General features: G+C 69.8%; 23 protein-coding genes. 13 read left to right on the plus strand and 10 right to left on the minus strand.

The features are described from left to right. Positions 1-21 precede the first annotated feature (21 nt). Positions 22-1,206 carry an epoxide hydrolase family protein gene (locus JMJ55_RS06675; RefSeq protein ID WP_202824732.1) on the minus strand — a complete coding sequence of 395 codons (1,185 nt, stop codon included), beginning with the start codon at positions 1,204-1,206 and terminating at the stop codon, positions 22-24. 143 nt (positions 1,207-1,349) lie between these two features. Here JMJ55_RS06675 and JMJ55_RS06680 point away from each other — a divergent pair, with 143 nt between their 5' ends. After that, positions 1,350-2,321: a Bug family tripartite tricarboxylate transporter substrate binding protein gene (locus tag JMJ55_RS06680; protein ID WP_202824733.1), complete on the plus strand. Its 972-nt coding sequence runs from the start codon at positions 1,350-1,352 to the stop codon at positions 2,319-2,321. 72 nt (positions 2,322-2,393) lie between these two features. Here the strand turns inward: JMJ55_RS06680 and JMJ55_RS06685 are convergent, their stop codons facing one another. The 4 genes from JMJ55_RS06685 to JMJ55_RS06700 are packed head-to-tail and all read right to left on the minus strand — an operon-like array spanning position 2,394 to position 6,512. Then, positions 2,394-2,822 (minus strand): DCC1-like thiol-disulfide oxidoreductase family protein, encoded by a 429-nt coding sequence (locus JMJ55_RS06685; RefSeq protein WP_202824734.1) that lies wholly within the window; start codon positions 2,820-2,822, stop codon positions 2,394-2,396. After that, positions 2,812-4,452: a hypothetical protein gene (locus JMJ55_RS06690; RefSeq protein WP_202824735.1), complete on the minus strand. Its 1,641-nt coding sequence runs from the start codon at positions 4,450-4,452 to the stop codon at positions 2,812-2,814. Before JMJ55_RS06690 ends, JMJ55_RS06685 begins: the two co-directional genes overlap by 11 nt. A 48-nt stretch (positions 4,453-4,500) precedes the next feature. Then, positions 4,501-5,418: a glycosyltransferase gene (locus tag JMJ55_RS06695; RefSeq protein ID WP_202824736.1), complete on the minus strand. Its 918-nt coding sequence runs from the start codon at positions 5,416-5,418 to the stop codon at positions 4,501-4,503. Further along, positions 5,415-6,512 carry a glycosyltransferase family 2 protein gene (locus JMJ55_RS06700; RefSeq protein ID WP_202824737.1) on the minus strand — a complete coding sequence of 366 codons (1,098 nt, stop codon included), beginning with the start codon at positions 6,510-6,512 and terminating at the stop codon, positions 5,415-5,417. The genes JMJ55_RS06695 and JMJ55_RS06700 overlap by 4 nt, the downstream gene beginning before the upstream one ends. Positions 6,513-6,800: 288 nt before the next feature. Here JMJ55_RS06700 and JMJ55_RS06705 point away from each other — a divergent pair, with 288 nt between their 5' ends. From JMJ55_RS06705 to JMJ55_RS06730, 6 genes are all read left to right on the plus strand, one after another. Next, positions 6,801-8,255, plus strand: coding sequence for a UbiA family prenyltransferase (locus JMJ55_RS06705; protein ID WP_202824738.1), 1,455 nt, complete (start codon positions 6,801-6,803; stop codon positions 8,253-8,255). An 8-nt stretch (positions 8,256-8,263) separates the two neighbouring features. Continuing rightward, positions 8,264-9,625 carry an FAD-binding protein gene (locus JMJ55_RS06710; RefSeq protein WP_202824739.1) on the plus strand — a complete coding sequence of 454 codons (1,362 nt, stop codon included), beginning with the start codon at positions 8,264-8,266 and terminating at the stop codon, positions 9,623-9,625. Beyond that, positions 9,622-10,365 (plus strand): SDR family NAD(P)-dependent oxidoreductase, encoded by a 744-nt coding sequence (locus JMJ55_RS06715; protein ID WP_202824740.1) that lies wholly within the window; start codon positions 9,622-9,624, stop codon positions 10,363-10,365. Before JMJ55_RS06710 ends, JMJ55_RS06715 begins: the two co-directional genes overlap by 4 nt. A gap of 100 nt (positions 10,366-10,465) precedes the next feature. Further along, entirely contained in the window at positions 10,466-11,200 is a 735-nt protein-coding gene (locus JMJ55_RS06720) for a hypothetical protein (RefSeq protein WP_202824741.1), read from the plus strand. A gap of 209 nt (positions 11,201-11,409) precedes the next feature. Beyond that, entirely contained in the window at positions 11,410-12,840 is a 1,431-nt protein-coding gene (locus JMJ55_RS06725) for an oligosaccharide flippase family protein (RefSeq protein ID WP_202824742.1), read from the plus strand. Positions 12,841-12,926: 86 nt separating this feature from the next. Continuing rightward, a complete protein-coding gene (locus JMJ55_RS06730) occupies positions 12,927-14,477 on the plus strand; it encodes a glycosyltransferase family 39 protein (RefSeq protein ID WP_202824743.1) in 1,551 nt (516 codons plus the stop codon). 64 nt (positions 14,478-14,541) lie between these two features. Here JMJ55_RS06730 and JMJ55_RS06735 read toward each other — a convergent pair whose 3' ends face one another. Then, positions 14,542-15,546, minus strand: a complete 1,005-nt coding sequence (locus JMJ55_RS06735; protein WP_202825013.1) for a glycosyltransferase family 2 protein — start codon at positions 15,544-15,546, stop codon at positions 14,542-14,544. Between the two features lie 311 nt (positions 15,547-15,857). Here JMJ55_RS06735 and JMJ55_RS06740 point away from each other — a divergent pair, with 311 nt between their 5' ends. Both JMJ55_RS06740 and JMJ55_RS06745 read left to right on the plus strand, forming a co-directional pair. Further along, on the plus strand, positions 15,858-17,315 hold the full coding sequence (locus JMJ55_RS06740; protein ID WP_202824744.1) for a hypothetical protein: 1,458 nt from the start codon (positions 15,858-15,860) through the stop codon (positions 17,313-17,315). Beyond that, positions 17,312-18,979 carry a hypothetical protein gene (locus JMJ55_RS06745; RefSeq protein WP_202824745.1) on the plus strand — a complete coding sequence of 556 codons (1,668 nt, stop codon included), beginning with the start codon at positions 17,312-17,314 and terminating at the stop codon, positions 18,977-18,979. The genes JMJ55_RS06740 and JMJ55_RS06745 overlap by 4 nt, the downstream gene beginning before the upstream one ends. Here JMJ55_RS06745 and JMJ55_RS06750 read toward each other — a convergent pair whose 3' ends face one another. Genes JMJ55_RS06750 through JMJ55_RS06760 form a run of 3 tightly spaced genes read right to left on the minus strand, consistent with a single transcriptional unit; the run spans position 18,980 to position 21,125 of the window. Then, positions 18,980-19,261, minus strand: coding sequence for a hypothetical protein (locus JMJ55_RS06750; protein ID WP_202824746.1), 282 nt, complete (start codon positions 19,259-19,261; stop codon positions 18,980-18,982). Between the two features lie 32 nt (positions 19,262-19,293). After that, positions 19,294-20,199: a polyphosphate kinase 2 family protein gene (locus JMJ55_RS06755; RefSeq protein WP_202824747.1), complete on the minus strand. Its 906-nt coding sequence runs from the start codon at positions 20,197-20,199 to the stop codon at positions 19,294-19,296. Between the two features lie 56 nt (positions 20,200-20,255). After that, positions 20,256-21,125 (minus strand): endonuclease/exonuclease/phosphatase family protein, encoded by an 870-nt coding sequence (locus JMJ55_RS06760; protein WP_202824748.1) that lies wholly within the window; start codon positions 21,123-21,125, stop codon positions 20,256-20,258. 45 nt (positions 21,126-21,170) lie between these two features. Between JMJ55_RS06760 and JMJ55_RS06765 the strand changes: the two genes are divergently transcribed. Genes JMJ55_RS06765 through JMJ55_RS06780 form a run of 4 tightly spaced genes read left to right on the plus strand, consistent with a single transcriptional unit; the run spans position 21,171 to position 23,776 of the window. Beyond that, entirely contained in the window at positions 21,171-21,734 is a 564-nt protein-coding gene (locus tag JMJ55_RS06765; RefSeq protein ID WP_202824749.1) for a hypothetical protein, read from the plus strand. Positions 21,735-21,765: 31 nt separating this feature from the next. After that, positions 21,766-22,548: an SDR family oxidoreductase gene (locus JMJ55_RS06770; protein WP_202824750.1), complete on the plus strand. Its 783-nt coding sequence runs from the start codon at positions 21,766-21,768 to the stop codon at positions 22,546-22,548. Beyond that, on the plus strand, positions 22,545-22,994 hold the full coding sequence (locus tag JMJ55_RS06775; protein WP_202824751.1) for a MaoC family dehydratase: 450 nt from the start codon (positions 22,545-22,547) through the stop codon (positions 22,992-22,994). The genes JMJ55_RS06770 and JMJ55_RS06775 overlap by 4 nt, the downstream gene beginning before the upstream one ends. A 41-nt stretch (positions 22,995-23,035) precedes the next feature. Beyond that, on the plus strand, positions 23,036-23,776 hold the full coding sequence (locus tag JMJ55_RS06780) for a hypothetical protein (protein WP_202824752.1): 741 nt from the start codon (positions 23,036-23,038) through the stop codon (positions 23,774-23,776). 8 nt (positions 23,777-23,784) lie between these two features. Here the strand turns inward: JMJ55_RS06780 and hldE are convergent, their stop codons facing one another. After that, positions 23,785-25,221, minus strand: coding sequence for a bifunctional D-glycero-beta-D-manno-heptose-7-phosphate kinase/D-glycero-beta-D-manno-heptose 1-phosphate adenylyltransferase HldE (gene hldE / locus JMJ55_RS06785; protein ID WP_202824753.1), 1,437 nt, complete (start codon positions 25,219-25,221; stop codon positions 23,785-23,787). Positions 25,222-25,263: the final 42 nt, after the last annotated feature.

A 25,263-nucleotide genomic window follows, 5' to 3' on the forward strand; every position in this document is an offset into this window, starting at 1 on the left:
TCCTCCCTCGGCAGCGGGAGGCTATAGGCCGCTGCGCGTTTCTGTGAAGCTCTCCCGCAGTGGGCGGAAGAAGGCGGCGATCTCGGCGGCCAGCGCCACCGGCTGCTCCATGGCGGCGAAATGCCCACCCTTCGGCATCTCGGTCCAGCGGCGGATATCGGTATAAGTCCGCTCGGCGATGCTGCGGGGCGGGCGGCGGATTTCCTTCGGGAAGGCGGCATAGCCCATCGGCACATCCACGGTGCGGCCCTCGGGGATCGGCCAGGCGCCGTGCATCCGGGCGTAGTAGGGCCAGAAGGAGGCGCCGATGCTGCCGGTGAACCAATAGAGGGCGATATTCGCCAGCAGCCGGTCGCGCGGATGCACGCTCTCGACATCGCCGTCGCAATCGGACCAGGCGCGGAATTTCTCGACGATCCAGGCGGCGAGGCCGGCCGGGCTGTCATTCAGCGCATAGGCGAGGGTCTGCGGCCGCGTGCCCTGGATCCATTGATAGCCGGTCTCCTCCCGCATCCACTGCGCGACCTCCTCGAGGTAGCGCCGCTCCTCCTCGGTCGGGTTCTCCGGCGGGGGCTGGTCGGGGCGGAGGGAGAGCAGGTTCAGGTGGATGCCGATCAGCTTCTCCGCATGCGCGACGCCGAGGCGGGAGGCGGTGAAGCCGCCCCAATCGCCGCCCTGGGCCCCGAAACGCTCATAGCCCAGCACGCCGGTCATCAGATGCGCCAGGCAATCGGCGATCGCCTCGATCGGGAAGCGCGGCTGGCCAGGATGGAAGGAGAGACCATAGCCGGGCAGGGAGGGGGCGACGACGGTGAAGGCATCCTCCGGATCGCCGCCGAAATGCTCGGGATCGGTCAGGCGGGGGATGATATCGGCGAATTCGAAGACCGATCCGGGCCAGCCATGCATCAGCAGCAGCGGCATCGGGTCGGGCCCCCGGCCCTGGACATGCAGGTAGTGCAGGTCGATCCCGTGCAGCGGAACGGTGAATTGCGGGAAGGCGTTCAGCCGCGCCTCCGCCAGGCGCCAGTTGAAGCCGGATTGCCAATAGGCGAGCAGCCCGCCGAGATAATCCACATCGGTCCCGGTCGCCCAGGGCTCGCCCGGCGCCTGGTCCGGCAGGCGGGTCAGGGCCAGCCGGGCATTGAGATCGGCGATGGCGGCATCGGGGATGTTCAGGCGAAAGGGCCGTGGGCTCGGGACCATGGATTCCTCCTGCCGCCGGCACGGCGGTTCCGCGGCGAAGGCGACGACGCCTGGATGCCGGCGTCAAGCGGCAGGATGGGGTCGCGGGTTGACGAAGCGGTGCCGCCTGCGGCCAATGCCGGCAAGACCAGGAGAGGAAACCCATGCATCGCCGCCACGTGATCGGGGCCGCGGCCCTGCTGCTCGCCGGCCGTCACGCCCGGGCCGAGGAGGAATGGCCGGCCCGCAATGTCACCATCCTCATTCCTTTCGCGCCCGGCTCCTCCTCCGACATCATCGGCCGGGCCATGGCGCAGGGGATGCAGCAGGCGCTCGGCAAGCCGGTGGTGGCCGAGAACCGGCCGGGCGCGACCGGCGAGGTCGGCGCCCGCGCCGTGATCCGCAGCGCGCCGGATGGCTATACGCTGATGCATGCGCCGATCAGCACCTGGGCCATCAATGTCGCCCTGCGGCCCAACCTGGCCTACGACCCCGTGACGCAGCTGACCCGCATCACCCAGACGGTGCGGACGCCGAATGTGCTGGTGGTGCATCCCGGCCAAGTGCCGGCGAAGACGCTGCCCGAGCTGCTGGACTGGCTGCGCGCCCAGCGCGGCCGCGCCTCCTACTCCACCAGCGGCATCGGCTCCTCGGACCATCTGACGATGGAGATGTTCAAGCAGGCGACGGGGACGGATGCGGCGCATGTGCCCTATGCCGGCGGCGGACCGGCGACCACCGACCTGATCGCCGGGACGGTGCAGCTCTCCTTCCAGAATCTCGGCTCGATCGCGCCGCAGATCCGCGACGGCCGGGTGCGCCCCATCCTGATCACGAGCGAGGCGCGGAGCCCGCTCCTGCCCGAGGTGCCGACCGCGACCGAATCCGGGCTGCGCGACTTCGTCGTCTATTCCTGGCAGGGCTTCGGCGGGCCGGCCGGGATGCCGGCGCCGCTGGTGGCGCGCATCCATGGCGCTGCGGTGGCGGCGCTGCGCCAGCCGCAGACCGAGGCGCGGCTGAGCGATCTTGGCTTCGAGGTGGTGGGCAACAGCCCGGAGGAATTCGCCAACTTCCAGCAGGCCGAGATCGCCCGCTGGAAGCGCGTGGTGACAGCGGGCGGCATCACCGCCGACTGATCCGGCTGAAAAAGAGATGGCCGGGACAAGCCCGGCCATGACGGAGAGGGAGCGGCAGGAGTTCCGGCCGCACTAATCCGCGATCGGCGGCCGGCCCAGCATCTTCAGAGTCAGCCGCCGCCCGGCCACCATGGCCGGGTAGAGGAACCGGCCAAGCTTCGGCCGGCTGAAGACAAGCCGGTTCAGCCGGTTGAAGGCGCCGTCCTCCGAGCCGAGCAGCGCCAGGACATGCAGTGCATCCGACCCGTGATAGAGCCGGCCGTTCCACTTCACCGCCATGCCGTTCTCGAGGCTGAGGCCGGCGGCCCGCACCTCGGCCACCACCGGGTGGTCGGAGCGGGCATCGATCATGTGCACCTTCTCCGCCAGCTGGCGGATCCGGTAGAGCATGACGTAGCGCGTGCAGAAGGGGCACATGCCGTCATAGACCACGAAGATCTCCCGCGCCGAGGGAGCGGCCCCTGCCGGCCTCGGCGCGTCGAGCTGCATCTCAGCGGACATCGAAGGTGAACTCGTCGCGCTTCTTCACGTCGCGCACGAGCTGCCCGTCACGGAGCGTCAGACAGACCGACTCCACCACATATTTGTAGCCGACGATGTCGTCGATGCTGAGCCGGTTGAACTCCCGGAAGGCCCAGGGATTCGGCTGCATGTGGTGCGGGTAGAGATAGTAGAGGTTGTCGTTCTTGATGTAGGGGTGCCGCACCATGAATGCATGAGTGTTGTGCACCAGGTCCGCCATGTTCTGCAGCGTCGCGCCGGTGGTCTGGCTCTCGGCGGTGCGTGGCCCGCAGGAAGTGGCGTCGCGCCAGTCATCCGGGTTCAGGTTGTTGCCGCCGATCCGGAAGTTGAAGTGGCCATCGGGCACATAGGTGGCCGCCTGGGCGATGGTGTAGGAGTAGATGCCGTAATAGACCTGCGGCACCCACACTTCCCGCCCGTCCTTCGTCAGCGCGTAGAACTGCGGGCTGGCGAGCTTGGCGCCATCCAGCCAGCCGAGCCAGTTGGTGTAGAACAGCGTGTTGCCGAACATCACCGTCAGCACGCAGACCAGCTTCATCATCGAGGTGATCTGCTCATCCTTCAGCCGCCAGGCCGAGGTGTAGATGATCAGGTTCACCGCGATCCAGAAGTGAAAGAGCGCGCCGAGGGTGAAGTAGACGCCGATGTGGAAGACGTCGAACAGCATGGTGAAGATCAGCAGCCAGCGCACCCGCAGGATGGCGAGCGGGCAGAGGAGCTGGGCGCCGAGGACGAAGAAGTTGAAGGCGAGGCCGAACTCTGAGATCGCATCCCAGCTGAACTGCAGCAGGCCTGGGAACATCATCAGCGGGTTGTCGCCGCGTTCCGTGCCGATGACGATCGCCGTCTGGGTCGGGTTCTGCAGCAGCCAGGTCCAGGGCGCCGGCCCGCCGGCCAGCAGCTTGGCGACACCGGAGCAGAAGTAGTTGCCGAGATGCGCGCCGACCACCATGGCCCAGACGAGGCCCGTGGCCTTCTGCCGCAGCACCGCCGCCGGCATGTCGGACATCATGCTGCGCAGCCAGGGCAGCCGCGCCAGCGTCCAGTCGCTGGTCACCAGCACCGCCACGATCCCGCCGAAGGTGGCGAAGAGACCGGTATCGGTCATCGAGGCGTAGTCGGTATCGGACACCCAGATGCCCGCCACCAGCGGCCCGATCATCAGCCGGAAGGCGATGTAGTAGATGGTCAGCGGGATCAGGAAGATCGGCCGCCAGAGCGAGGCGATGCCGGCCGCGACGCCGATCATGGCGCCGTAGCGGAAGAACAGCGTGTGCTCGTTCGCGGCACCGAAGATGATGTTCGGCGCCGGCGGGACCGGGGCAAAGCTGTCGAACAGCACCTGCGCGAATATCACCACCCCGATGCCGCGGACGATCGCCCGCAGCAGCTTGGGGATGTCGGCATAGCGGATGCCGATGAAGGGCAATGCCGCGACGACGCAGAAGACGACGAGGGCGAAGGCATGCGGCTCGGACCGGGCCGCGAAGAAGGTGATCTTCCGCGCTGCTCCATAACCGAGTAGAGACAGAAGCAGTAGAACAAAGGGCAGCGATACCGCAACCGAAGGGATGCGGAGCGCCTGTGGGCGGAGCCTCGACGAATACACCGTTCTCTCCTTGCGCAGAGGGAATGGGGAAGGGGGGGGTGGGCCGGCTCAGCCGGATGGTGGGGATGCCCGCGCTGCGGGACGACCGGCCGCGACGCCTGCCAGCCAGCGGTCGCGGTAGCGGATGCGAAGACGTCGCGGGGAGGGCGGCAGCAGTGCCGAACCGCGCGCGGCGATTCCATAGACCAGGCGCCGCACCAGCAGCCCGACGGAACGCCGTCCGGCATAGTGGCGGCCCTCGCCGACGCCGTAGCGGAAGGCGCGGTTCAGGATCCACCGCTCCTCCATCTGCTCCGGCCGGATGATGTGGCGCACGCAGGCGCTTGCCTCGAACCAGCCGCGATGGCCGGCGCCTTCCAGGCGACGCAGCAGCTCCGTCTCGCTGCCCATGGCATAGAGCGGGTTGGTGTCGTCCGGCCCGACATGCTCGGCGAAGCGGGTGCCGGCGGCGAAGATCGCGCTGCGCACTGCCATGTTGGGGCCGAAGATATCGGCGAAGCCGCAGGCGCCGCTCGGCCGTCGCTGCTGGGCATAGAGCACGCTGAACTCCACCGCCCGCTCGCAGAGCCAGTCCGGCTTCGGCTGCGGCCAGTCGGGCAGGACGGTGCCGCCGAAGAGATCCGCCTCGGGGTGCGAATCGGCGGCGGCGCGCAGCCGCACCAGCCAATCCGGCTCCGGCAGCACGTCGTCATCGGTGAAGACTGCGAGGTCGCCCTGCAGATGCTGCAGCGCCGCGTTCAGCGCCCGGTTCTTGCCCGGCTGCGGGCAGGACAGGGCCGTGAGCGGCAGGCGGTCCGTATAGCTGCGCAGCACCTCCACCGTCCGGTCGCGGCTGCCATTGTCCACGACGACCAGGGACCAGCCGCCGGGCGGCGATTGCAATTCGGCGAAGCGGTCGAGCACGCGGGGCAGCAGGGTGGCCCGGTCACGCGTGGCGAAGACCACCGTCATGCGCGGCCCGCTCATGGTCGGGTCTCCGCGTTTTCCTCGGCCCGCGCGCCGATATCGAGCCGCGGGATGATCGGTCCGTCCTGGCGGCCCAGCAGCTTCCGCAGCAGCCGCATCGGCAGGCTGCGCTTCGGCTGTTCGCCCATCAGCGCCATGCGGGTGAAGCCGCTGGCATAGGCATAGCGCCAGCGCAGACCGAGCAGCGCGGTGCTCCGCTTCGGCAGCAGGCCGGCGGGGAGGGTCAGGGCTTCGACCAGCAGCCGGCGCGGCAGGTCGCGCCAGACCTGATTGCCGGAGCCGAGGATGCGCTGTGTCGCGACGGTGGAGGCGCCCTGCCAATACAGCCGGTCGAGCAGCCATTCCGGCCGCAGTCGCACCGCCTGGATCTGGTGCCGCACCACGATTCGGCTGTCGTACCAAGCCGAAAGCCCATGGTCCTGCAAGCGCCAGGCAACCTGCACATCCTCGTCCGAGAGCAGCAACCCGGCAACGCGGCCGAGCTTCTCGGCGAAGCCGCCGAGTTCCAGCAGCGGCTTGCGCAGCACCACCATGTTCACGCCATAGGGCTCGAGCCCGGCCGGCACCTGCGAGCTGCGGAATTCACCGCGCCCATCCCATTCGATGATGGAGAGGATGCCGCGCAGGCTTTCCGGCCACCAGTCCGGCAGCGGCGCTTCCCATTCCGGCACGACCTTGCCGCCCAGCACGCCCGGCCAGGGGTCGTGCTCGACCACGACCCGCTGGATCTGCTCGATCCAGTCCGGCATCGCCAGCGCATCATCGTCCAGATAGGCAATGTAGTCGGCGTTGCTGGCCGCCGCGCCGCGGTTGCGCGCGACGCTGGCGCCGGGCCGGTCCTCGCGCAGCAGCCGCGCATTGGGCACGGTCGCCACCATCGCGGCGAGCTCGGCGCTGACCTCGGGCCGGCAGCAGCTATCGACGACGATGATGTCGAAACCATCGAGGCCGATGCTTTGCACGCGAAGGCTCTCGAGGCAGCTCCGAACGTAATGAGGGCGGTTATGCGTAACGAGGCAAGCTGTGACGCTCGGCCGCACCGCTTGCGCCGGCGCCTTGAGCGTCTCGTCAGTGCTGGCGCCTCCGTCCTGCATTCCTGTCCTGCCTTGTTTCGCGTCCACAGAATAACGGCCTATGTTGGAAAAGTGGAAGATGGTAGGGGGACCTTCACGCCGCCGAACTAGTCACGATACGTTGCGTTTCTGAAAGCGACGACCTATCGCGTGGGCCATGCTCTCGGTTCCGTGTTACTCAACCTCGCAGTTCATCGCCCATATACATCTTACCTTTACGTCAGCCTCCTGCCTTTCACGGCAATGGCATTATCGTTGATCGGGCCCGAGTGTGATTTTCCTGCTGGCTTCTGAAGCACGGATATCCTGATGCAAGGTTTGCGTACTAGTCCGACGGCGCCGGAGACCGGTGGGCCGCTGCCCCTGGCGGTCGACCTCGACGGCACGCTCCTCGCTACAGATACGCTTCATGAGGGGCTGGTGGATGCATTGCTGCATTCGCCGGCCGCATTTCCTGGCCTGCTGCGGTCGCTGCCGCAGGGGCGCGCCGCCTTCAAGCGCCGGGTCAGCCGGCATGCGCCGGCCGATGCGGCGAATCTGCCGCTGCGCCAGCCTTTCCTCGACTGGCTGAAGGAACAGCACGATTCGGGGCGGGAACTGCATCTCGTTACCGCCGCCGATCAGGCGATCGCCGATGCCATCGCGGCCCATGTCGGCCTGTTCCGCAGCGCCACGGGCAGCGACGGCACCCGCAACCTGCGGTCCGAGGAAAAGGCGGAGTTCCTCCGTCGCGCCTTCCCGGACGGCTTCGCCTATGCCGGGGATAGCCGGCACGACCTGCCGGTCTTCGCCGCTGCCACCGAGATCGTGCTGGTGAATGCGAGCCCGGCGACGGCCGCGGCCGCGCGCGCCGTCAACCCGGCCGTCATTGCGGAGTTCCCGCCCGAGGGCTCGCGGCTCTCGACCTGGCTCAGCGCACTTCGCATCCATCAGTGGTCGAAGAACGTTCTGGTGCTGGTGCCGCTGCTGCTCGGCCACAAGCTGGGCGACGCCACCGCCATCCTGCATTGCGTGCTGGGAATGCTGCTGCTCAGCCTCGCTGCTTCCGGCACCTATCTGCTGAATGACCTCGCCGATCTCAGCTCGGACCGGATGCACCGGAAGAAGCGGCACCGCGCCATCGCCTCTGGCCGGATCAGGCCGTTGCACGCGCTGGCCGTCGCCACCGGACTGATCGTCTTCGCGCTGCTGGCGCCGCTGCTGTTCCGCCCGATGCTGTCCGTGGCGATCATCGGCTATTGCGCTCTGTCGCTGCTCTATTCCGGCTTCCTCAAGCGCATCGCGCTGATCGACACGTTGACCATCGCCGGCCTCTTCACCATGCGCCTCTCGCTCGGCATCGAGCTGGCGGATGTGCCCTATTCGCCCTGGCTGGTCGCCTTCGCCGGCTTCTTCTTCTTCTCGCTCGCCCTGGCCAAGCGGCATTGCGAGCTGATGGAGGCGCAGGCCGGCAATTCCCTCGCCCGCCGCGGCTGGGAGGTGGAGGATTGGCCACTGACCCTCGGCTTTGGTGCCGCCGCGGGCATGAGCGCGCTGATCATCATGATCCTCTTCGTCGCCGATGACGCGCTGCCTTCGCGCATGTACAGCCACCCGGCCTGGCTCTATGTCGCGCCGGGGGCGGTCGCGGTCTGGCTGATGCGGATCTGGCTGCTGGCGCATCGCCGCCGGCTCCAGCACGACCCGGTGGTCTTCGCGCTGCGCGATCCTGCTTCCTGGGGCATCGGCGCCGTGGTCGCCGCCGCCATCGTCATGGCCCTGTGACGGCCGCGATGCCCGATACCCTCGCCGGCCAGGCCGCCACGCGCAGCACCGGCTGGAAGGCCACCAATTTGCAAGGCTGGGGCCGGAGCAGCACCAGCCCCTGCCTCGCCGCGCGGCCGGAACGGCTGCGGGAGCTGCATGCCGCGCTGCGCACGCCGGATGGCCGTTCGCTGATTGCCCATGGCGCCGGCCGCAGCTATGGCGACGCTGCCCTGAACAGCGGCGGCGCGGCGGTGCTGACCGGCCGGTTGGACCGCATCCTGAGTTTCGATCCCGCGACCGGGGAGCTGGTGGCGGAGCCGGGCGTGACCTTCGCCGACCTGCTGGAGGTGTTCCTGCCGCGCGGCTTCGTCCCGCCGGTCTCGCCGGGCACTGCCTTCGTCACACTGGGCGGGGCGGCGGCGAATGACGTGCATGGCAAGAACCACCACATCGCCGGCAGCATCGGCGACCACATCGCCTGGTTCGACCTGCTGCTGGCCGATGGCCGCACCCGCCGGGTGACGCCGGAAGGCGAGCCGGAGCTGTTCCGCGCCACGCTCGGCGGCATCGGCCTCACCGGCATCATCGCCGCGGTCTGCCTGCGCATGGCCCCGGTGCCGTCCAACGCCCTCCGCGTCCGCCGCCGCCGCGTCGCCGATCTGGGCGAATTCCTCGCCGGCTTCGAGGCCGCGTCCGGCGCCACCTGGTCGGTCGGCTGGATCGATGCGCTGGCCGCCGGCCGCTCGCTCGGCCGCGGCATCCTGGAAACCGCCGAGCCGAATCCCGAGGGCATCCGCGAATCCGCGGTGAAGTCGAAGCGCTTCCCGATCGAGGCGCCGGGCTGGCTGCTCAACAGCCTCAGCGTCCGCGCCTTCAACGAGATGTACTGGCGCCGCGTCCCGGCCGGAGGGCAGGAGGCGGTTGTGCCCTATCGCCAGTTCCTCTACCCGCTGGATGCGATCGAGGGCTGGAACCGCATGTATGGCCGGCAGGGCTTCCGGCAATTCCAATGCGTCCTGCCCTTCGGTCCCGGCGAGGCGGCGCTGCGCCGCCTGCTGGAGACGGTGGCGGCCGGCGGCGTTGCCTCCTTCCTCGCGGTGCTGAAGGTGATGGGGCGGCAGGGCAGGGGGATGCTGTCCTTCGGCATGCCGGGCTATTCCCTCGCCCTCGACATCCCGGCGCGGTCGGGTGCCGAGGCACTTTTCGCCCGGCTGGAAGGCATCACCCGCGATGCCGGTGGCCGCATCTATCTGGCGAAGGACAGCCTGCTCTCGGCCGAGGGCTTCGCCGCGATGTATCCCGAATCCGCAGCCTTCCGCGCGCTCCGCAGCCGCCTCGATCCGCAGCGGCGCTTCGATTCCGATATGGCGCGGAGGCTCGGGCTGTGACCGATACCTGGCTCATCCTCGGCGCCTCCTCCGCCGTCGCCCGCGCCTTCGCGCGGGAGGCCGCATCCCATGGTGCGGCGCTGCTGCTTGCCGGGCGCGACATGGAGGATCTGGAGCGCCAAGCCGCCGATCTTTCGATCCGGTATGAGGTGCCGGCGGTGCCGATGCGCTTCGAGGCGCGCGACCTCGCCAGCCATGCCGGCTTCGTCGCCGAATGTCGCAGCCGTGCCGCGGATGGGCTGCTGAACGTCTTCCTCGCCTTCGGCATCATGCCCGAGCAGACGGAGGCGGATGCCGATCCGCAGATCGCGGCGGCGATGGTCGAGGCCAACTTTACCGGCGCCGCCTCCATCCTCGGCGCGCTGGGCCCGGTGCTGGAAGCGCAGCGCGGCGGCAGCGTGGTTGCGCTCGGCTCGGTCGCCGGCGATCGCGGGCGGAAGCGCAATTTCCTCTACGGCGCCACCAAGGCGGCGCTGCTGACCTATCTTCAGGGCTATGCCGCGCGGCTGTCCGGCGCCGGGGTGCGGGTGCTCTGCATCAAGGCTGGGCCGGTCGATACCGCCATGACCTGGGCGCTGCCGAAACTGCCCTTCATGGCGACACCGCGCGCCTTCGCCGCCGCCGCCTGGGCGCGCACCCGGAGCGGTTCCGGCAGCGCCTATCTGCCGCGGATCTGGTGGCCGGTGATGAGCATCATCCGGCTGTTGCCGACGCCCATCTTCAATCGGCTGGATATCTGATCGAGACCATGGCCGTGCATGCCGGGAAATCCGGCCGGAGGAAGGGATGAACTCGCTTCTGGACACCAGGCCGGATCCGGCGCTGGCGGCCGATCGGGCCGTGCCCTATCCGCGCGCCCTCATCCTCGGCTGCATCGCGATGGTCGCGGCGGCGCTGTCTAGCGGAAGTCTTCCCCGCAACCACGGGCAATTCGCCTACACGCTCGATGCGCGCTACACCCACTTGGCCCTGGCGGAGCCTATCCTGCAAGGCACATATGGGTTGAATGAGGGCGAGCCGGCTTCGCCCAGCTCCTCCATCCTCTATCCCTTCCTGCCTGCGCTGCTCTCCTGGATGAAGGCCGGGGCGATCGGCATCCTTGCCGTGATTGCCCCGGCGCAGCTCATGGGCGGCAGCCTCGGCTCCTTTTCCCGCGACGAGGTCTATGTCCTCGCGCTCGGCACCTGCGCCCTGATGGTGGCCTGCCAGCCGGAAGTGAATGCCTGGCTCGAACGGCCGGGCCGGCTGCTCTGCCTTGGCCCCTGCTTTGCTATGCTGGTCCTGACCGGCGGATATGTCTTCCATACGGCGGACGCGGTGTCAGCCTCGGGCAATGTGCATGATCAGCAGCAACAGATGCATCGCTTCGTGACCGAATACTGGCAACAGCCCTATGCCACCAACCAGCCATCCGGGCTGGGTGAACTGGCACAACCGGCATTACAGGCTCGGCACTTCGGGCCTGGCCTCGGGCGAGATCCGGCGCAGCCTGGGCAAGGAAGGTGCGGTGCTGCGGCCCGAATGGCTCGATCCGTTGGCGGCGCAGCATGGGATCGGCCTCGCCATGGTGTTTGACAATGTTCCCCCGAAGCCGCCGGCCGCATGGCAGCCCGTTTCCAGGCTGCGGCTGGCGGACCGGGTGGTGACGGCGGCCGGTCCGGTCGTTACGTTGCATCCGACCCGACCCGAGGCGGCGCTCGAGATTCGGCAAGCCGTCGCGCGCGTCGCGCCGCAGCTCCTGCCCGGGGCCAGGCTGGAGACGGTAGCCGCCCGATGACAACCCGATGCTGATCCGCCGTCTCATTCCCGGGCCCCGCTCGGCGGCCTGGGTGGCGGCCGAAACCGTCGCATCCGCCTGCTTCGCGCTGGTCGGGCTGCTGTTCATCGCGCGGCTGATCGGGCCGCATGCGGCGGGCCTCGGCGCCATCGCCGCCAGCGCCTTCCTGACCATCGACCTGCCGATCGGCTCGCTCTTCGGCGACGCCCTGCTGCAACGGCGGGATCTGGAGGAGCGGCATCGCTCCTCGGCGATCTGGGCCACCATCGGCGTGGCGCTGCTCGGCACGCTTGGCCTCGCCCTGGGGGCGCCCTTCATCGCCCGCGCCACCGGTGCCCCGGATCTCATCGAGATGATCCAGGTGCTCGGCCTGCTGCTGCCCTTCTCGGCAGCTTCCGGCATGCTGGCGGCGCTTGCGCTGCGCAACCGGCGCTACCGGCTGCTGGCGCAGCGGGTGCTGATCTGCCAGCCGCTCTCGGTCGGTGCCGGTGTGCTGGCGGCGCTGCATGGCTGGGGCGCCTGGGCCATGGTAGTGCAGCAGGCGGCGGCGACCCTGTCCGTCTTCCTGCTGATGGTCGCCCGGGCCGGCTGGCGGCCGCATCTGATGCTGGATCGAGCCGCCATCGCCGAGCTCTGGCCGGTGGCCGGGCCGCAGATCCTGGCGCTGCTGGTCTTCAACGGCCGCTACCGCATCTTCATCCTGGCGCTTGGCACCATGGTGGCGGAGGCGGTGGTGGCGGTCACCCATATCGCCTTCCGCCTGCTCGATGTGGCGATGGCGGTGGTGACGGGTGCGGCGGCGCGGCTGGCCATGCCGCGCCTGGCCGCCTTGCAGCATGACCGCACCGCGCTCGCCGAAGCCTATGGCGACCTGACCCAGCTCCAGGCGCTGATCGGCCTGCCGATCGCCACCGGCCTTGCCATCACCGCCCCGCAGCTCGTCACCCTGCTGATGGGCGGGCCCTGGGTGGCGGCGGCGGAGCCGGCCCGGCTGGTGGCCCTGGCCGCCATTCCCTCCTTCCTGGTCGGCCCGGCGCCCGCCCTCTGGCTGGCGCTCGGCCGCACCCGCATCAACCTGTTGGTTCAATTGGTTGCCTTCGCGGTGCCGCTGATCTCACTGCTGGTGATCCGGCCGGTGGATGCGGCCGGTGCCGCGCTGTGCTGGGTGGGCGGCAGCCTTGCCGTGCCGCCGGTTCAGCTCGTGCTCAGCCTGCAGGCCATCGGCAAGCCGATGCGCTGGGTGGCGGCGCGGCTGGCGGCGCCGGTGCTCGGCACCATCGGGATGACGGTGGCGGCGCTGCTCGCCGCACGCCATGCGGAGGGGCAATCGGCGCTGCTCGCGCTCTGCTGGATCGCGGGCTGCGGGGCAGCCGCCTATTTCGCTGCCCTCGCGCTGCTGCTCGGCGGAAGGTGGCCGAGGGCGCTCCGGGAAGCGTGAGACGTTCCGCCTGTTGTGAACCGTACCACCCATCGTCTCTACCTGTAGCTCTGCTATTGCACTGCAAACTCCCGTCGGAACATCGCATGGCGAAGTCATCTTCCTCGGCCGCAATCGGCAAGCTCGACCTGGCCGCCGGGCGCCTCGCGGCGCCTGGGGTGATCGTCGGCCTGGCCCTGGCCACCGTGACCCTGCTCGCGCTGATGCTGCGGCTCTATGATCTCGACACCGCCTCGCTCTGGAGCGACGAGGCCTTCTCCGGCCACTGGATCCATCGGAGCCTCGCCTATCTCTGGACCGATGGGCTGGTGATCGAGACCACGCCGCCGCTCTATTACATGCTGCTGAAGATCTGGGCGGCGCTGGTCGGCGATGGCGATTTCCAGCTGCGGCTCTTCTCCGCCCTGGCTTCCGCCGCGACCGTGCCGCTGATCTTCCTGATCGGCTTTGAAATGGCGGGCGCCATGGTCGGCCTCGCCGCGGCGCTGATCTTCGCCCTGGCACCCATGCAGATTGCCTATGCGCAGGAAGCGCGGGTCTATTCGCTGGTGCCGCTCTTTTATGGCTTGGCCCTGCTTGGCCTGTTCCGCTTCGTGCGCGCCGCCCTGGCCGAGACGCCGCGCCGCCGCAGCGACGACATGGCGCTGGCGCTTTATGCCGTGGGCGCGGTGCTGCTGATCTATGCCCATGCGACCTCGGTCTTCACCGTGGCGGCGCTCTGCCTCTGCGCCGGAGGGCTGCTGCTCGCGCGGCGCGGGCGCTGGGCCCTGCCGCGCTTCATCCTGGCCAATGCGGTGGTCGCGGTGCTGTCGGTGCCGCAGCTCTATGCCATCCTCCAGCAGGCCGGGCGCTTCGACATGACCTGGGTGCAGAAGCCCGATCTGATCGGGCTGCTGAACCTGGTGACGCATCTCCTCGTCGATCCGGTGACGCCGCTCACCCTGTTCCGGGTCTCCTGCATCATCGCCCTGGCGGCGGCGCTGATGCTGGCGATCACCTCGGCCTGGCTGCGGCCCGGGCGCCTGGTCGGCACGCTGCTGGTCGGGGTGCCGGCGATCTTCCTCGTCGCCGTGATCGCGGTCAGCTACATCTCGCCCTTCCTGATCCCGCGCATCATCATCTGGATCGGCCTGCCGGTCGCGCTGCTGGCAGCGATGGCGCTGCTCGGTCCGGCGCCCCGGCTGGTCCGTGCCGGATTCGCCCTGGCGCTCGTCGTCTGCATCGGCGTCGGCCTGCAGGGCGTCTATCTCCGCACCCCCGGCTCCAAGGAGGATTGGCGCGGCCTCATGGCCTCCCTCCTGCCGCAGCTCGGGCCGGAGGACATGCTGGTGATCGGGCCCGAGACCAGCATCCTGCCGATGCTGCGCTATGCCGGCGGTGCCTTCGACGACAATGGCCGCGAGATCTTCCGCTGGGAGCCGAGGCCGCGCCAGCCGGACCTCTACGTCCCGGCGCATATCCAACCGCCGATCGCGGTGGACAATGCGGCCCTCAGCGAGGCGGCGCGGCAGGGCCGGCGGATCTGGCTGCTGATGCGCTCCAGCGACTGGCAGCAGAATGTCGAGGCGGCGGCGAAGCTCGATCCGCCGCCGGTCGTGGACCGCTCGCATCCGATGCTGGTCCAGATGCGCTGGTAGCGCGGCGCGGTTGAGCGGCCAGCTAGGGAGGATGCGCCCCATGGCGCATCCTCGAACTGCCTTGTCAGCCCTCGGAGTTGGGCGATGCCGCGGCGGGCTGGGCCATGCTGCTGGTCAGGTGGCGGCCGACGATATAGAGCGGCCGCCCCTTGGTCTCGTTGAAGACCCGGCCGAGATACTCGCCGATGACGCCGAGCGTCATGAGCTGCACGCCGCCGAGGAAGAGGATCACCGCCATCAGGCTGGGATAGCCCGGCACCGGATCGCCATAGATCATCGCCTTCAGCACCACCTCGCCGCCATAGCCCATGGCGAAGACCGCCGTGGCCACGCCCATCCAGGTGGCGAGCCGCAGGGGAAGGGTGGTGAAGCTGGTGATGCCCTCGACCGAGAGATTGAACAGCCGGCCGTAATTCCACTTGGTGGTGCCGGCCGCCCGCGGCGCGCGGTCATAAAGGACGGCGCGCGAGGGGAAGCCGACCCAGGCGAAGAGGCCCTTCATGAAGCGGTGCCGTTCGCGCAGTTGCAGCAGCGCATCGACCGAGCGGCGGCTCATCAGCCGGAAATCGCCGACATCAGGCGGCAGCTGCACCGGCCCGCCGACCCGCGCCATCAGCCGGTAGAAGGCATGCGCGGTCGCCTTCTTCATCCAGGTCTCGCCGGCGCGGCTGCGGCGCTGCGCATAGACGATGTCGACGCCATCCTGCCAGCCGGCGACCAGCTCCGGGATCAGCTCCGGCGGGTCCTGCAGATCGGCATCGATGACGATGACGGCGCCCGAGCCCCTGGCATGGTCGAGGCCGGCGGTCATCGCCACCTCCTTGCCGAAATTCCGGCTGAGGCTCAGCAGGGCGATCTCGGGATGAGAGGCGCGGAGCGTCTCCAGCAGCCGCACCGTGCCGTCCTGCGATCCGTCATCGACATAGACCGCTTCCCAGGAGAGGCCGAGCGAGTCCATCACCGTGGCGAGCCGCGCGTGGAAGCAGGCAACTACCGCTTCCTCGTTGAATACGGGCACGACCACGGAAAGCACGGGCGCCGCCCGGCCCTGCACCACCTCGGCGCGCATCGCGCCCGAAAGATATCGTCCGTCGTCCACGGCGTCTGCTACCTGTCTCAACCTCCAGTCAAGATAAGTGTCACCGAAGCGCGGCCGAAATCGCATGGATGCGAGGCAGCCCTATTTCCCGTCTCTGTGCGCAACGGGTCACAGCCGATATGCCGGCTGCGGAAAACACCGCGTGATGCGCGGGGCCGCGCATTGCGGCGCGCCTTGCGGCGGCGCTACCTGGAATGGCCGGTCAGTGGATGAAAGCCGGCCGGAAAGCGCGCCAAGGTATGGATGGGCAGGACATGACGCAAGAAACGGGAACGCTTCCCATGCCGGCGCGCCACCGCGCCGCAAGCTGGTGGGAGACACTCACCCGCGGCCGCGACTCCGATCTGTGGTACGTGCTGCCTGGCCTCGGCCTCGCGCTGCTCTTCACCCTCCGCATGATGCGCAAGATGCCGGTGGTGCCGGTGCAGACCGGCGATTCGGCGGCCTATCTCGCGATGGCGGAATTCCGCCCGCCGCTCTATGGCTGGCTGGTCAATAGCTGGGTCATGGCAACCGGCGGCATAGCGAATATCGCGGTGCCGCAGCTCATCCTGCTCGGCTGCGCCGTCGCCGTCTTCGCCATCGAGCTTGGCCGGCTGCTCCGCACGCCGCTGCTCTCGGCCCTGGCGGTGCCGGCGATCCTGCTGCACACCGCGATCTATGACAGCAGCGGCTGGCTGCTGACGGAATCGCCCTATGCCGCGCTGACCCTGCTCGGCCTCGCCATGCAGTTCCGCTATGCAAGGCGCGGCGACCTCGCGCCGCTGCTGCTGGCGGCGGCGATCTTCGGCCTCTCGACCCTGCTGCGCAGCACCGGCGCCGCCTTCCTGCCGCTGCCGCTGCTCGCCGTGCTGTTCGACCGGCGCTTCCGCCTGCCCGCCGCCTTCGGCCGCACTGCCATGGCGGCCCTGGTCGCCGGCGGCGTCGTTGCTTCGGGCATGGGCTGGACCTGGCTGAAGAACGGGCATTTCGAGCTTGGCTCCTGGGCCGGCATCTCGCTGCTCGGCAAGTCGCTGGTCCTGCTGGAGCCGGAGGATGCCGCGACGCTGCCACCCGCCGTCAGCGCCTCGCTCCAAGCCGCCGCCGACGCCCGCCGGCTGATCGCCGAGCAGCCCGACATTGCCGCCCGCATGCGGGCGCAGATCCAGTCCTCGGGCGATGTCCGCTTCCCGGGCTTCTGGCGCGCCGCGAAGCGCGACTGGCCCGAATGGCAGCAGGCCAGCGACCGGGAGAAGGATCTGCTCGCCCGCGCCATCGACAAGCAGCTCATCGCGGCGCATCCGCATGGCTATCTCGAGCTCTGGGCGCGCGACTGGCTCGCCCTCATCATCATGCCCTCCTATTGGCCGGCCTGGGCGACGACGGTGCCGGAGGATTGGAGCGTCTTCGCCTTCTGCCGCGAGCTCGATAGCTGCTGGGGGCTGGAACGCTACGACCTGCCCTTCCATGCGCGGCTGCTGCTGATCGGCGCCAGCGTGTTCGGCGCGATCCTGGCCGTGGCGCTGATCCCGCTGCTGGCCTGGCGGGTGCTGACCCGCCGCGCCGACCCGGCGACGGTGCTGGTCTGGGGCGTGGCGATGCTGCTGCATGGCAGCCTGATCATCACCTCGGCGGTGGAGGCGGGGCATGTGCGCTACACGGTCGCCCTGCATATCCTCGACATAACCATGCTGTCCTGGCTGCTGCTGCGCCTCCTGCCCGGGCTCGGCCGACCCGCCGCGGTGGAGGCTCGCGCATGAGGACGCTTCGCCTCGGCCTGCTGCTCACCCTGCTGGTGCTGGCGACCGTCGCGCTGACGCCGCTGCTCGGCGTGCCGGTCTATGGCCGGAATTTCGGCCATGATTCGAATTTCGCGCTCACCGCCCTGGCCTTCATGGAACAGGGCATCCGCGAGGGCCGCTGGTGGCCGCGCTGGGTGATGGACACCAATTTCGGCCTGGGCGGCATCACCTTCTACACCTATCCGCCGCTCGGCTATTGGGTCGCGGCGCTGTTCCGCATCGGCAGCGGCCTCCCGACCGCCGAGGTGATGGCGCTCAGCATGGCCTTCTGGCGCCTGGTCTTCCTCGGCGGCTGCTTCCTCTGGCTGCGGCGCCATGTGCCGCCGCAGGCGGCGCTGGCCGGCGCCGCGCTGGCCGCGCTGCTGCCCTATCCGGCGCTGATCAATCCCTGGATCCGCTTCTCCTATGCCGAGGTGGCCGGGGCGGCGATGCTGCCCTTCCTCCTGCTGGCGATCGAGCGGGCAGCCGAAAGCCGCGACGGCCGCGGCATCCCCGGCCTCGCCGTGGTCTTCGCCGCGTTGGCGCTGACGCATCTGCCGAGCTGCGCCCTGGTCGCGCATCTCGCCCCTGTCTATGGCTGGGCGTATGGCGGCAAGCGCGGTGCGATCCGCACCATCCTCGGCGGCCTGGGCGGTGCCGGGCTCGCCGCCTGCTTCATCCTGCCCGCCGCGGCGCTGCTGAAGGACGCGAATTTCGAGGGCGACGCCATCTGGCGCACCAGCCTGATGTTCTACAGCGGCCTCGACGGCACCGCGGTCTATGTGCAGTTCCTGCTGATCGTCTGGACCGCCGGCTGGGCCACGGTGCTGGCGGCGCTGACCTTCCGCTGGCTCGGCCGGGCCATGCCGGCCTCGCCGCTGCGCCATGCGGCGATGGTGCTGCTGTTTGCCGCCTTCGCGCTCATGACGGTGGTGACGCTGCCGCTCTGGATCCTGCTGCCGCAGCTCCGCTCCATCGAATTCCCCTGGCGGGCGACCGGGCTGCTGACCATGCCTGTGGCGGCGCTGGCGGCCCTTGCCCTGGCCGGCGGGGCGCGGATGGCGCGGCCAGTGGTGCTGGCCTTCGGCCTCGGCTGCGCCGTCCTGCCGCCGCTCTTCCTCTGGGTGATGGTGAGCTTCGGCAATCCCGGCTGGCCACGCTTCCTGCCGGCCGAGCAGCGGCAGGAACGCGCCATGGTCTCGCCGCGCGGCATCTCGCCCGAGCATCTGCCGGCCTGGGCGGCGCGGGCCGGCTGGCGCGGCGTCTGGGAGGGAACGGAGACCGAGACGGCGCCCGATCCCTGGCCGCGGCCCGCGCTGCCGGCGGGCGCCCGCCGCATCCCCGGCGGCTTCCTGGTGCCGGAGGCGACCACCAGCTTCGCCCTGCCGCAATTCTACTTCCCCGCCTGGCAGGCGATGGATGGCGCCGGGCAGCGGCTGGAGGTGCGGCCGACCGAGGGCGGCTTCGTCGAGGTGGTGGTGACCCACCCCGTGCGGGACCTGCGGGTTGCGGTCGGGCTGACGCGCTGGGAATGGGTGGGCTGGGCGGTCACCGGCCTCACCGCGGCAGGGCTGCTCGGCCTCGCCCTCTGGCGGCGGCCGGTGCGGGGCGTGGTCCCGGCGGTGGCGCCCGGTGCCCGCTGACTAGATGAACTGGCCGCGAAGGAAGCCGAGCGCCGGGAGCGGGGTCCATTTCCGCGGCAGCTCGGCCCGGTTGATCGGTGCCACGCTGTAATGTGGCACCGGCTGGCGGGAGCGGCGGAGGAAATCCTCATAGGCCCGCACCTGCTGGGCCCGCCAGTCCCGGTCGGCCAGCGCCGCGGCACGGCTGCGATAGACATCGGCAACGCGGTTGATGCGCCCGACCGTGGCATAGACGGCCCAGAGCTGATCGTCGTCACGACCGAGGCTGATCAGATCCCTCACACCACCTTAGGTCGCAATCGGCAGGGCCGGCGTCAAGCCTTCCCCGCCTCCTGCTCCCGTTCCAGGTCCCGCCGCGCATCCGCCAGCCGGGCCCGCTCCTCAGCCGGCAGGCTGGGGTAGTGCAGGTCGAGCCCCTCCAGGGCCTGGGCGATCGCCTCGGCGACCATCAGCCGGGTAAACCATTTGGTATCGGCCGGCACCACGTACCAGGGCGCGGCCGGGGTGGCGGTGGCGCGGATCGCCCGTTCATAGGCGTGCTGGTACTCGTCCCAATGGTGCCGCTCGGCGATGTCGCCGGCGTTGAATTTCCAGTTCTTCTCCGGCTCCTCGATCCGCTTCAGGAAGCGCTGGCGCTGTTCCTCCCGGCTGACATGAAGGAAGAATTTCAGCACCACCACGCCCTGGCGGCCGAGATAGGCCTCGAAGGCGGCGATATCCTCCAGCCGCTCCTCCCAGATCCGCTTGCCGACCAGCCGGTCCGGCAGGCGCTGCCGCGCCAGCACCTCCGGATGGATCCGGGCGACCAGCACCTCCTCGTACCAGGACCGGTTATGGATGCCGATCTGGCCGCGGGCGGGGAGGGCGGCGACATGGCGCCAGAGGAAGTCATGGTCCAGCTCCACCGGCCCCGGCGCCTTGAAGGCCGTGGCATGGCAGCCCTGCGGGTTCACCCCGCTGAAGACATGCTTGATGGCGCCGTCTTTCCCGGCCGCATCCATCGCCTGGAAGATGCAGAGCACCGCCCAGCGATCCTGGGCCGAAAGCTGGTCCTGCAGGGCGGCGAGGCGGTCCACACCTTCCTGCAGCAGCGCCGCGGCGGCCTCCTTGTCGAGCTCGAGGCCGGCGGTATCGGCCGGGTCCCAATCCGCCAGATGGAAGCCCTTGCCCGCCTCGACCCGGTATTTCGCCACCAGCTTGCGGCGCCGCTTCACATCCATGGACCGTCTCTCATGCTGTGGGGCGACGGTCACCGCCCGTCCCGCCGGGGTCAAGCTCAATGCAGCCGGAGCCGCAGGCTGACCGGGCAATGGTCGGAGAGGCGGTCGCGCCAGTCCAGGCTGCGCTCGGCATAGACCAGGACGCGCAGGCTCTCCGGCACCGCCCAATCCCGTGCCGCGCCACCGAGCAGGATATGGTCGATGAAGGCCCGCCCGCCGCGCGGCCCGGCCCAGCAGGGGCTGGAAACGCCCTCGGTCGCGCGCAGCAGGGGCGCCGCCGCCGCAAGCCGCGCCCAGAGCGCATCGCCCGGCGTGCCCAGTGCCCGGTTGAAATCGCCGAGCAGGGCGAAAGCCACGCCCTCCCGCTGCCGCGCCGCGACCCAGCCGGCCAGGATCTCGCCCTGGCGCACAAGCTGCTCGCATTCCGGCTCAGGCCGGTCGAGCCGGCCGCTGGAGCAGCCGCTTTTCAGATGCAGCGAGAGCAGGCGCAAGCGCCGCCCCTCCGCCTCGACCATGATGTCGGTGCCGCGGCGGAGGGAGAAGCGGGCACCGGGATTGAGGTCGAGCCCGGCGAGATCCGGGTTGCGGGTGACGCGCAGGCTGCGGCGCACGGCGAATCCGGCGCGTTGCACATCGTCTTCCTCGGGGAAGAAGAAGGCATAGTCGCGGGCATCCAGCAGCCGAGCGGCGGCCTCGGGCCCGTCCACCTCCTGCAGGGCCAGGATATCGGGATCGAGGCGGCGGGCGTATTCGGCCAGCCGCGCCACATCCTCGGCCCGGCGCGGCGCCCGGTCGCGCGGCAGCAGCCAGTCGCGGCCGGTGAACCAGGCGAGGTTCCAGCTCGCCAGTTTCAGCTCCCGCGCCTGGGCGAGAGGTGGAAGCAGCAGGGTGAGGAGGAGAGTGAAGGCGGAGAGGGTGATACGCATGGCGGCGACCTTGCCGGGCGGCGGCCGGGGTGCCTAGCCTGGGGCATGACACGCCCTCTCGCCCTGCTCCTGCTGCTCGTCGCCCTGCCTGCCGCCGCCCAGGGGGTGAAGGCGCCCGAGACGCCCTTGCAGACCATCGCCGCCCTGCCCACCGAAGCAGCCGGCTGGCGCCGCGGCGGCGTGACGGATTTCGAACCGCGGCCGGGCGGGGCCGGGATGGGTGCGGCGGCGGAATACCGGCCGGCGGCGGGCGGGCCGGGCGTGCTCACCGTCTATGTCTATGACCGGGGCCTCGCCGGCGGCGCCACCGCCGCGAGCCTCGAGGCCGAGATGAGCCAGGCGGTGCGGGAGATCGAGCTGGTCGGGCCGCAGCGCCGCTATCGCGTGGATGCACGGCAGCCGGGGCCGCCGGTCGGCCAGGCGCTGCGCTGCGAGCAATTCGGCCTCGCCTTCGATGGCGGCAACCGGGCGGATAGTTTCCTCTGCCTCGGCGTGGTGCGCAGCCGTTTCGTGAAGCTGCGCGCCACCTTCCCGGCCGGCGCGCTGGAGGCCGAGGCGCAGCAGGTGCAGGCCTTGGGCGGGGCCGTGGTCGCGGCGATCCGCCAATAACGGGGAGGGGCCAATGGGGGAGGGTATGACGATGCAGGGTCAGACGGCGCCGCTCACGGTGCGGCTGGATGGGTTGCGGGTGGCGATCAGTGCCGGCGCGGGCGGCATCGGCCGCGCCATGGCCGATGGGTTTGCCAGCTGCGGGGCGAAGGTCTTCCTCTGCGACGTGGACCAGGAGGCGCTGGCGGCCTCGCCCCACCCCTCCATGCTCGCCGATATAGAGAGCGTCGAGGGCTGCGAGGGCTTCGTCGATGCCGCGATCGCGCATCTCGGCGGGCTCGACGTGCTGGTGAACAATGCCGGCATCGCCGGCCCCACCGCCCGGGTCGAGGATGTGACGCCGGAGGCGCTGAGCCGCACGCTGAAGATCGACCTGGAGGCCATGTTCCACTGCGCCCGCCGCGCGGTGCCGGCGCTGCGCGCGGCGGGCGGCGGCTCCATCGTCAACCTGTCCTCGGCCGCGGGCCGCTTCGGCTTCCCGCTGCGCAGCCCCTATGCGGCGGCCAAATGGGGCGTCATCGGCTTCACCAAATCCCTTGCCATCGAGCTGGGGCCGGAGCGGATCCGGGTGAACGCCATCCTCCCCGGCCTCGTCGCCGGCGACCGCATCCGCCGGGTGCTGGAGGCCAAGGCCCAGGCCAACGGCCGCAGCTTCGCCGAGCAGGAGGCCGAGGCGCTGCGCCCCGTATCCCTCCGCTGCTACGTCACGCCGCAGGACATCGCCAATATGGCGCTCTATCTCTGCTCGCCCTTCGGCGCGACGATCAGCGGCCAGTCGCTCTCGGTTGATGGCGACATGCAGGTGCTGGCGTGAGCCTGCGGCCCATCTCCTCCTTCGACGAGCTTTCGGTCGGCCAGCGCTTCGCTTTCGGCACCTTGGAGATGACGCGGGAAGAGATCCTGGAATTCGGCCAGCGCTACGACCCGCAGCCCTTCCATGTCGATGAGGCGGCGGCGGCCGAGGGGCCCTTCGGCGGCCTCATCGCCTCGGGCCTGCATACCCTCTCGGCCAGCTTCGCCACGATGATCCGCACCGGCATCATGGCCAAGGTCTCGTTGGGCGGGGCTGGGATGGAGATCGCCTGGCCGGCGCCGGTGAGGCCCGGCGACGTGCTGCAGGTCACCGGCGTGGTGGAGGAGCTGACGCCGAGCCGCAGCAAGCCCGACCGCGGCGTGGCGAAGCTGCGCTTCACCGCGCATCGCGTCGGGGATGGGGCGAAGGTGCTGGACGTGCTGGGGACGGTGTTCCTGAAACGCTGACCCCTGGCCCGCGCCATGATTGCGTCCATTCCATGATAGTGATGATCGCGCTGCTGAGCCTGCCGGCATTCTGCGCGGTCTGGCTGGGTGGCGAAGCGCCCTCCTACCTCAAGGCCGCGGTGCTGGGCGGAATGGTTGGCGCTTTCGCCGCCATGATCGCCGGCTTGATGGTGGTCCCGTTCTTTCTCGCCGTGATCCTTTTTGGCGCACCCTGGACGGTGTCGATCGGCGCGGCCTGCGGATGGATCGGCCACGCGCTGCGCCGTCATCTTGGTAGTCGAGCGCGAACCGCCCTGAGAGGCAGCTACCTCCTCGCTGCGATCGGGGCTGGCCTCTACGGGTTTCTGGCGCCGAATGCGCAGGCCGCCGTGCCTTGGCCTGATCCGGAGGTCAGCATCCGGCTCTCCACCTGGGGTTTCCACACATCCCAGTGGCGCATGCGTGTCAGTACCCCAAACGGCTCGGCGCTTCAGGAAATGTGGGAGAACTGGGGGCCCGCGACACGCGCCAACATCTACCGCACGCCGCTTGGCTCCGTCGCCATCGCCGGGGCAGGAAGCTATGGCTGGGTGATCGAGTTCGCTGCCGACGGCAAGCCTCGTCCCGGCGGACACCGGGAACTGGCTGATGCGTCGCAATGGACCTATATCGGGGCCGTTGTTCAACGCGACAGCGCCCTGGTATTCGTCTCTCCCACCCAGCTTCCGGAATGCGTCGAAACATTCGGCGAAGGAACGATCCCACCCGGCAGGGAGGCATTCCGCTCCGCAACCGGTTGTTAGAGAAGGTCCTAACCCTTGGCCCGCGCGATGATCCCCGTCGTCGAGCGTCCCGGCAGCAGGTCCAGCAACACCACCTCGCCGCCCGCCGCCTCGACCTCAGCCGCTCCCACCACCGTCTCCTTCGTGTAGTCGCCGCCCTTCATCAGCACATCCGGTAGCAGCAGCCGGATCAGCTCGATCGGCGTGTCCTCCTCGAAGGCGATCACCGCATCCACCGAGGCGAGGCCCGCCACGACCGCGGCCCGGTCGGCGAGCGGATTGACCGGCCGCGTCGGGCCCTTCAGCCGGCGGACGCTGGCATCGGAATTCAGCGCCACCACCAGCCGGTCGCAGCGCCGCCGCGCCGCGCGCAGCGAGGCGACATGCCCGGCATGGAGGATGTCGAAGACGCCATTGGTGAAGCCGACCCGCAGCCCATGCGCCCGCCATTCGGCGACCAGCCGCGCCGCCGCCTCCCGGTCCAGCAGCGCCTCCTCATCCGGGGCGGAGCCGCTTTCGGCCCGCAGCGCATGCGCCAGCTCATCCACGCCGACCGTCGCCGTGCCGAGCTTGCCGACGACGATGCCAGCGGCGGCATTGGCGATCCGCATCGCCTCCTCGAGCGGCTGGCCCGAGGCATGCGAGAGGGCGAGGGTGGCGATGACCGTGTCGCCGGCGCCGGAGACATCGAAGACCTCCCGCGCCAGGGCCGGCACGCTCGTCACCCCGGCGCCGGCGCGGATCAGGACCATGCCATGCCCGGCCCGGGTGCAGAGCAGGGCGGCGAGGTCCGCCTCGGCCATCGCATGCCGGGCGGCGGCCACCACCTCCGCCTCGGTGCCGACCGGCATGCGGGTGGCGCGGGCGAGTTCGCGGGCATTGGGCTTCACGCAATCGGCGCCGCGATAGATGCGGAAATCCTCGCTCTTCGGATCGACCAGGACAGGAATGCCCCGGGCCCGCGCCGCGGCGATCGCCTCGGCGATCACCGGGGGCGAGAGCACGCCCTTCGCGTAATCCGAGAGGATCATCGCCTGGCAGGAGGGGAGGGCGGACCGCACCGCCGCCAGCATCGCCGCGGCTTCCTCCGGCTCGGCGGGGCTGGTTGCCTCGTCATCGACGCGGACCACCTGCTGGGTCCCGGCGATGATCCGCATCTTGCAGATGGTCGGGCGGCCGGCGCTCTCGACCATCCGGTCCTCGATCCCCGGATCGGCGGCGAGCAGGGCGCGGAATTCCGCCGCCGCCCCGTCCCGCCCCAGCAGCCCGACCAGCACCGCCCGGGCGCCGAGGGCGGTGATGTTGCGGGCGACATTGCCGGCGCCTCCCGGCATCGCCATCAGCCGGCGCTGGCGCAGCACGGGCACCGGCGCCTCGGGCGAGATGCGCTCCACCTCCCCGTAGAGGAAGCGGTCGAGCATGGCGTCGCCGAGGACGAGGATGCGGAGGGCGCTGAAATCGAGCATGGGGAGGGGAATAATCCCCTTCCGGGTTCAGGAAAAGAAAAC

The sequence above is a fragment of the Belnapia mucosa genome, assembly GCF_016775475.1.
GTDB classification, from domain to species: Bacteria; Pseudomonadota; Alphaproteobacteria; order Acetobacterales; family Acetobacteraceae; genus Belnapia; species Belnapia mucosa.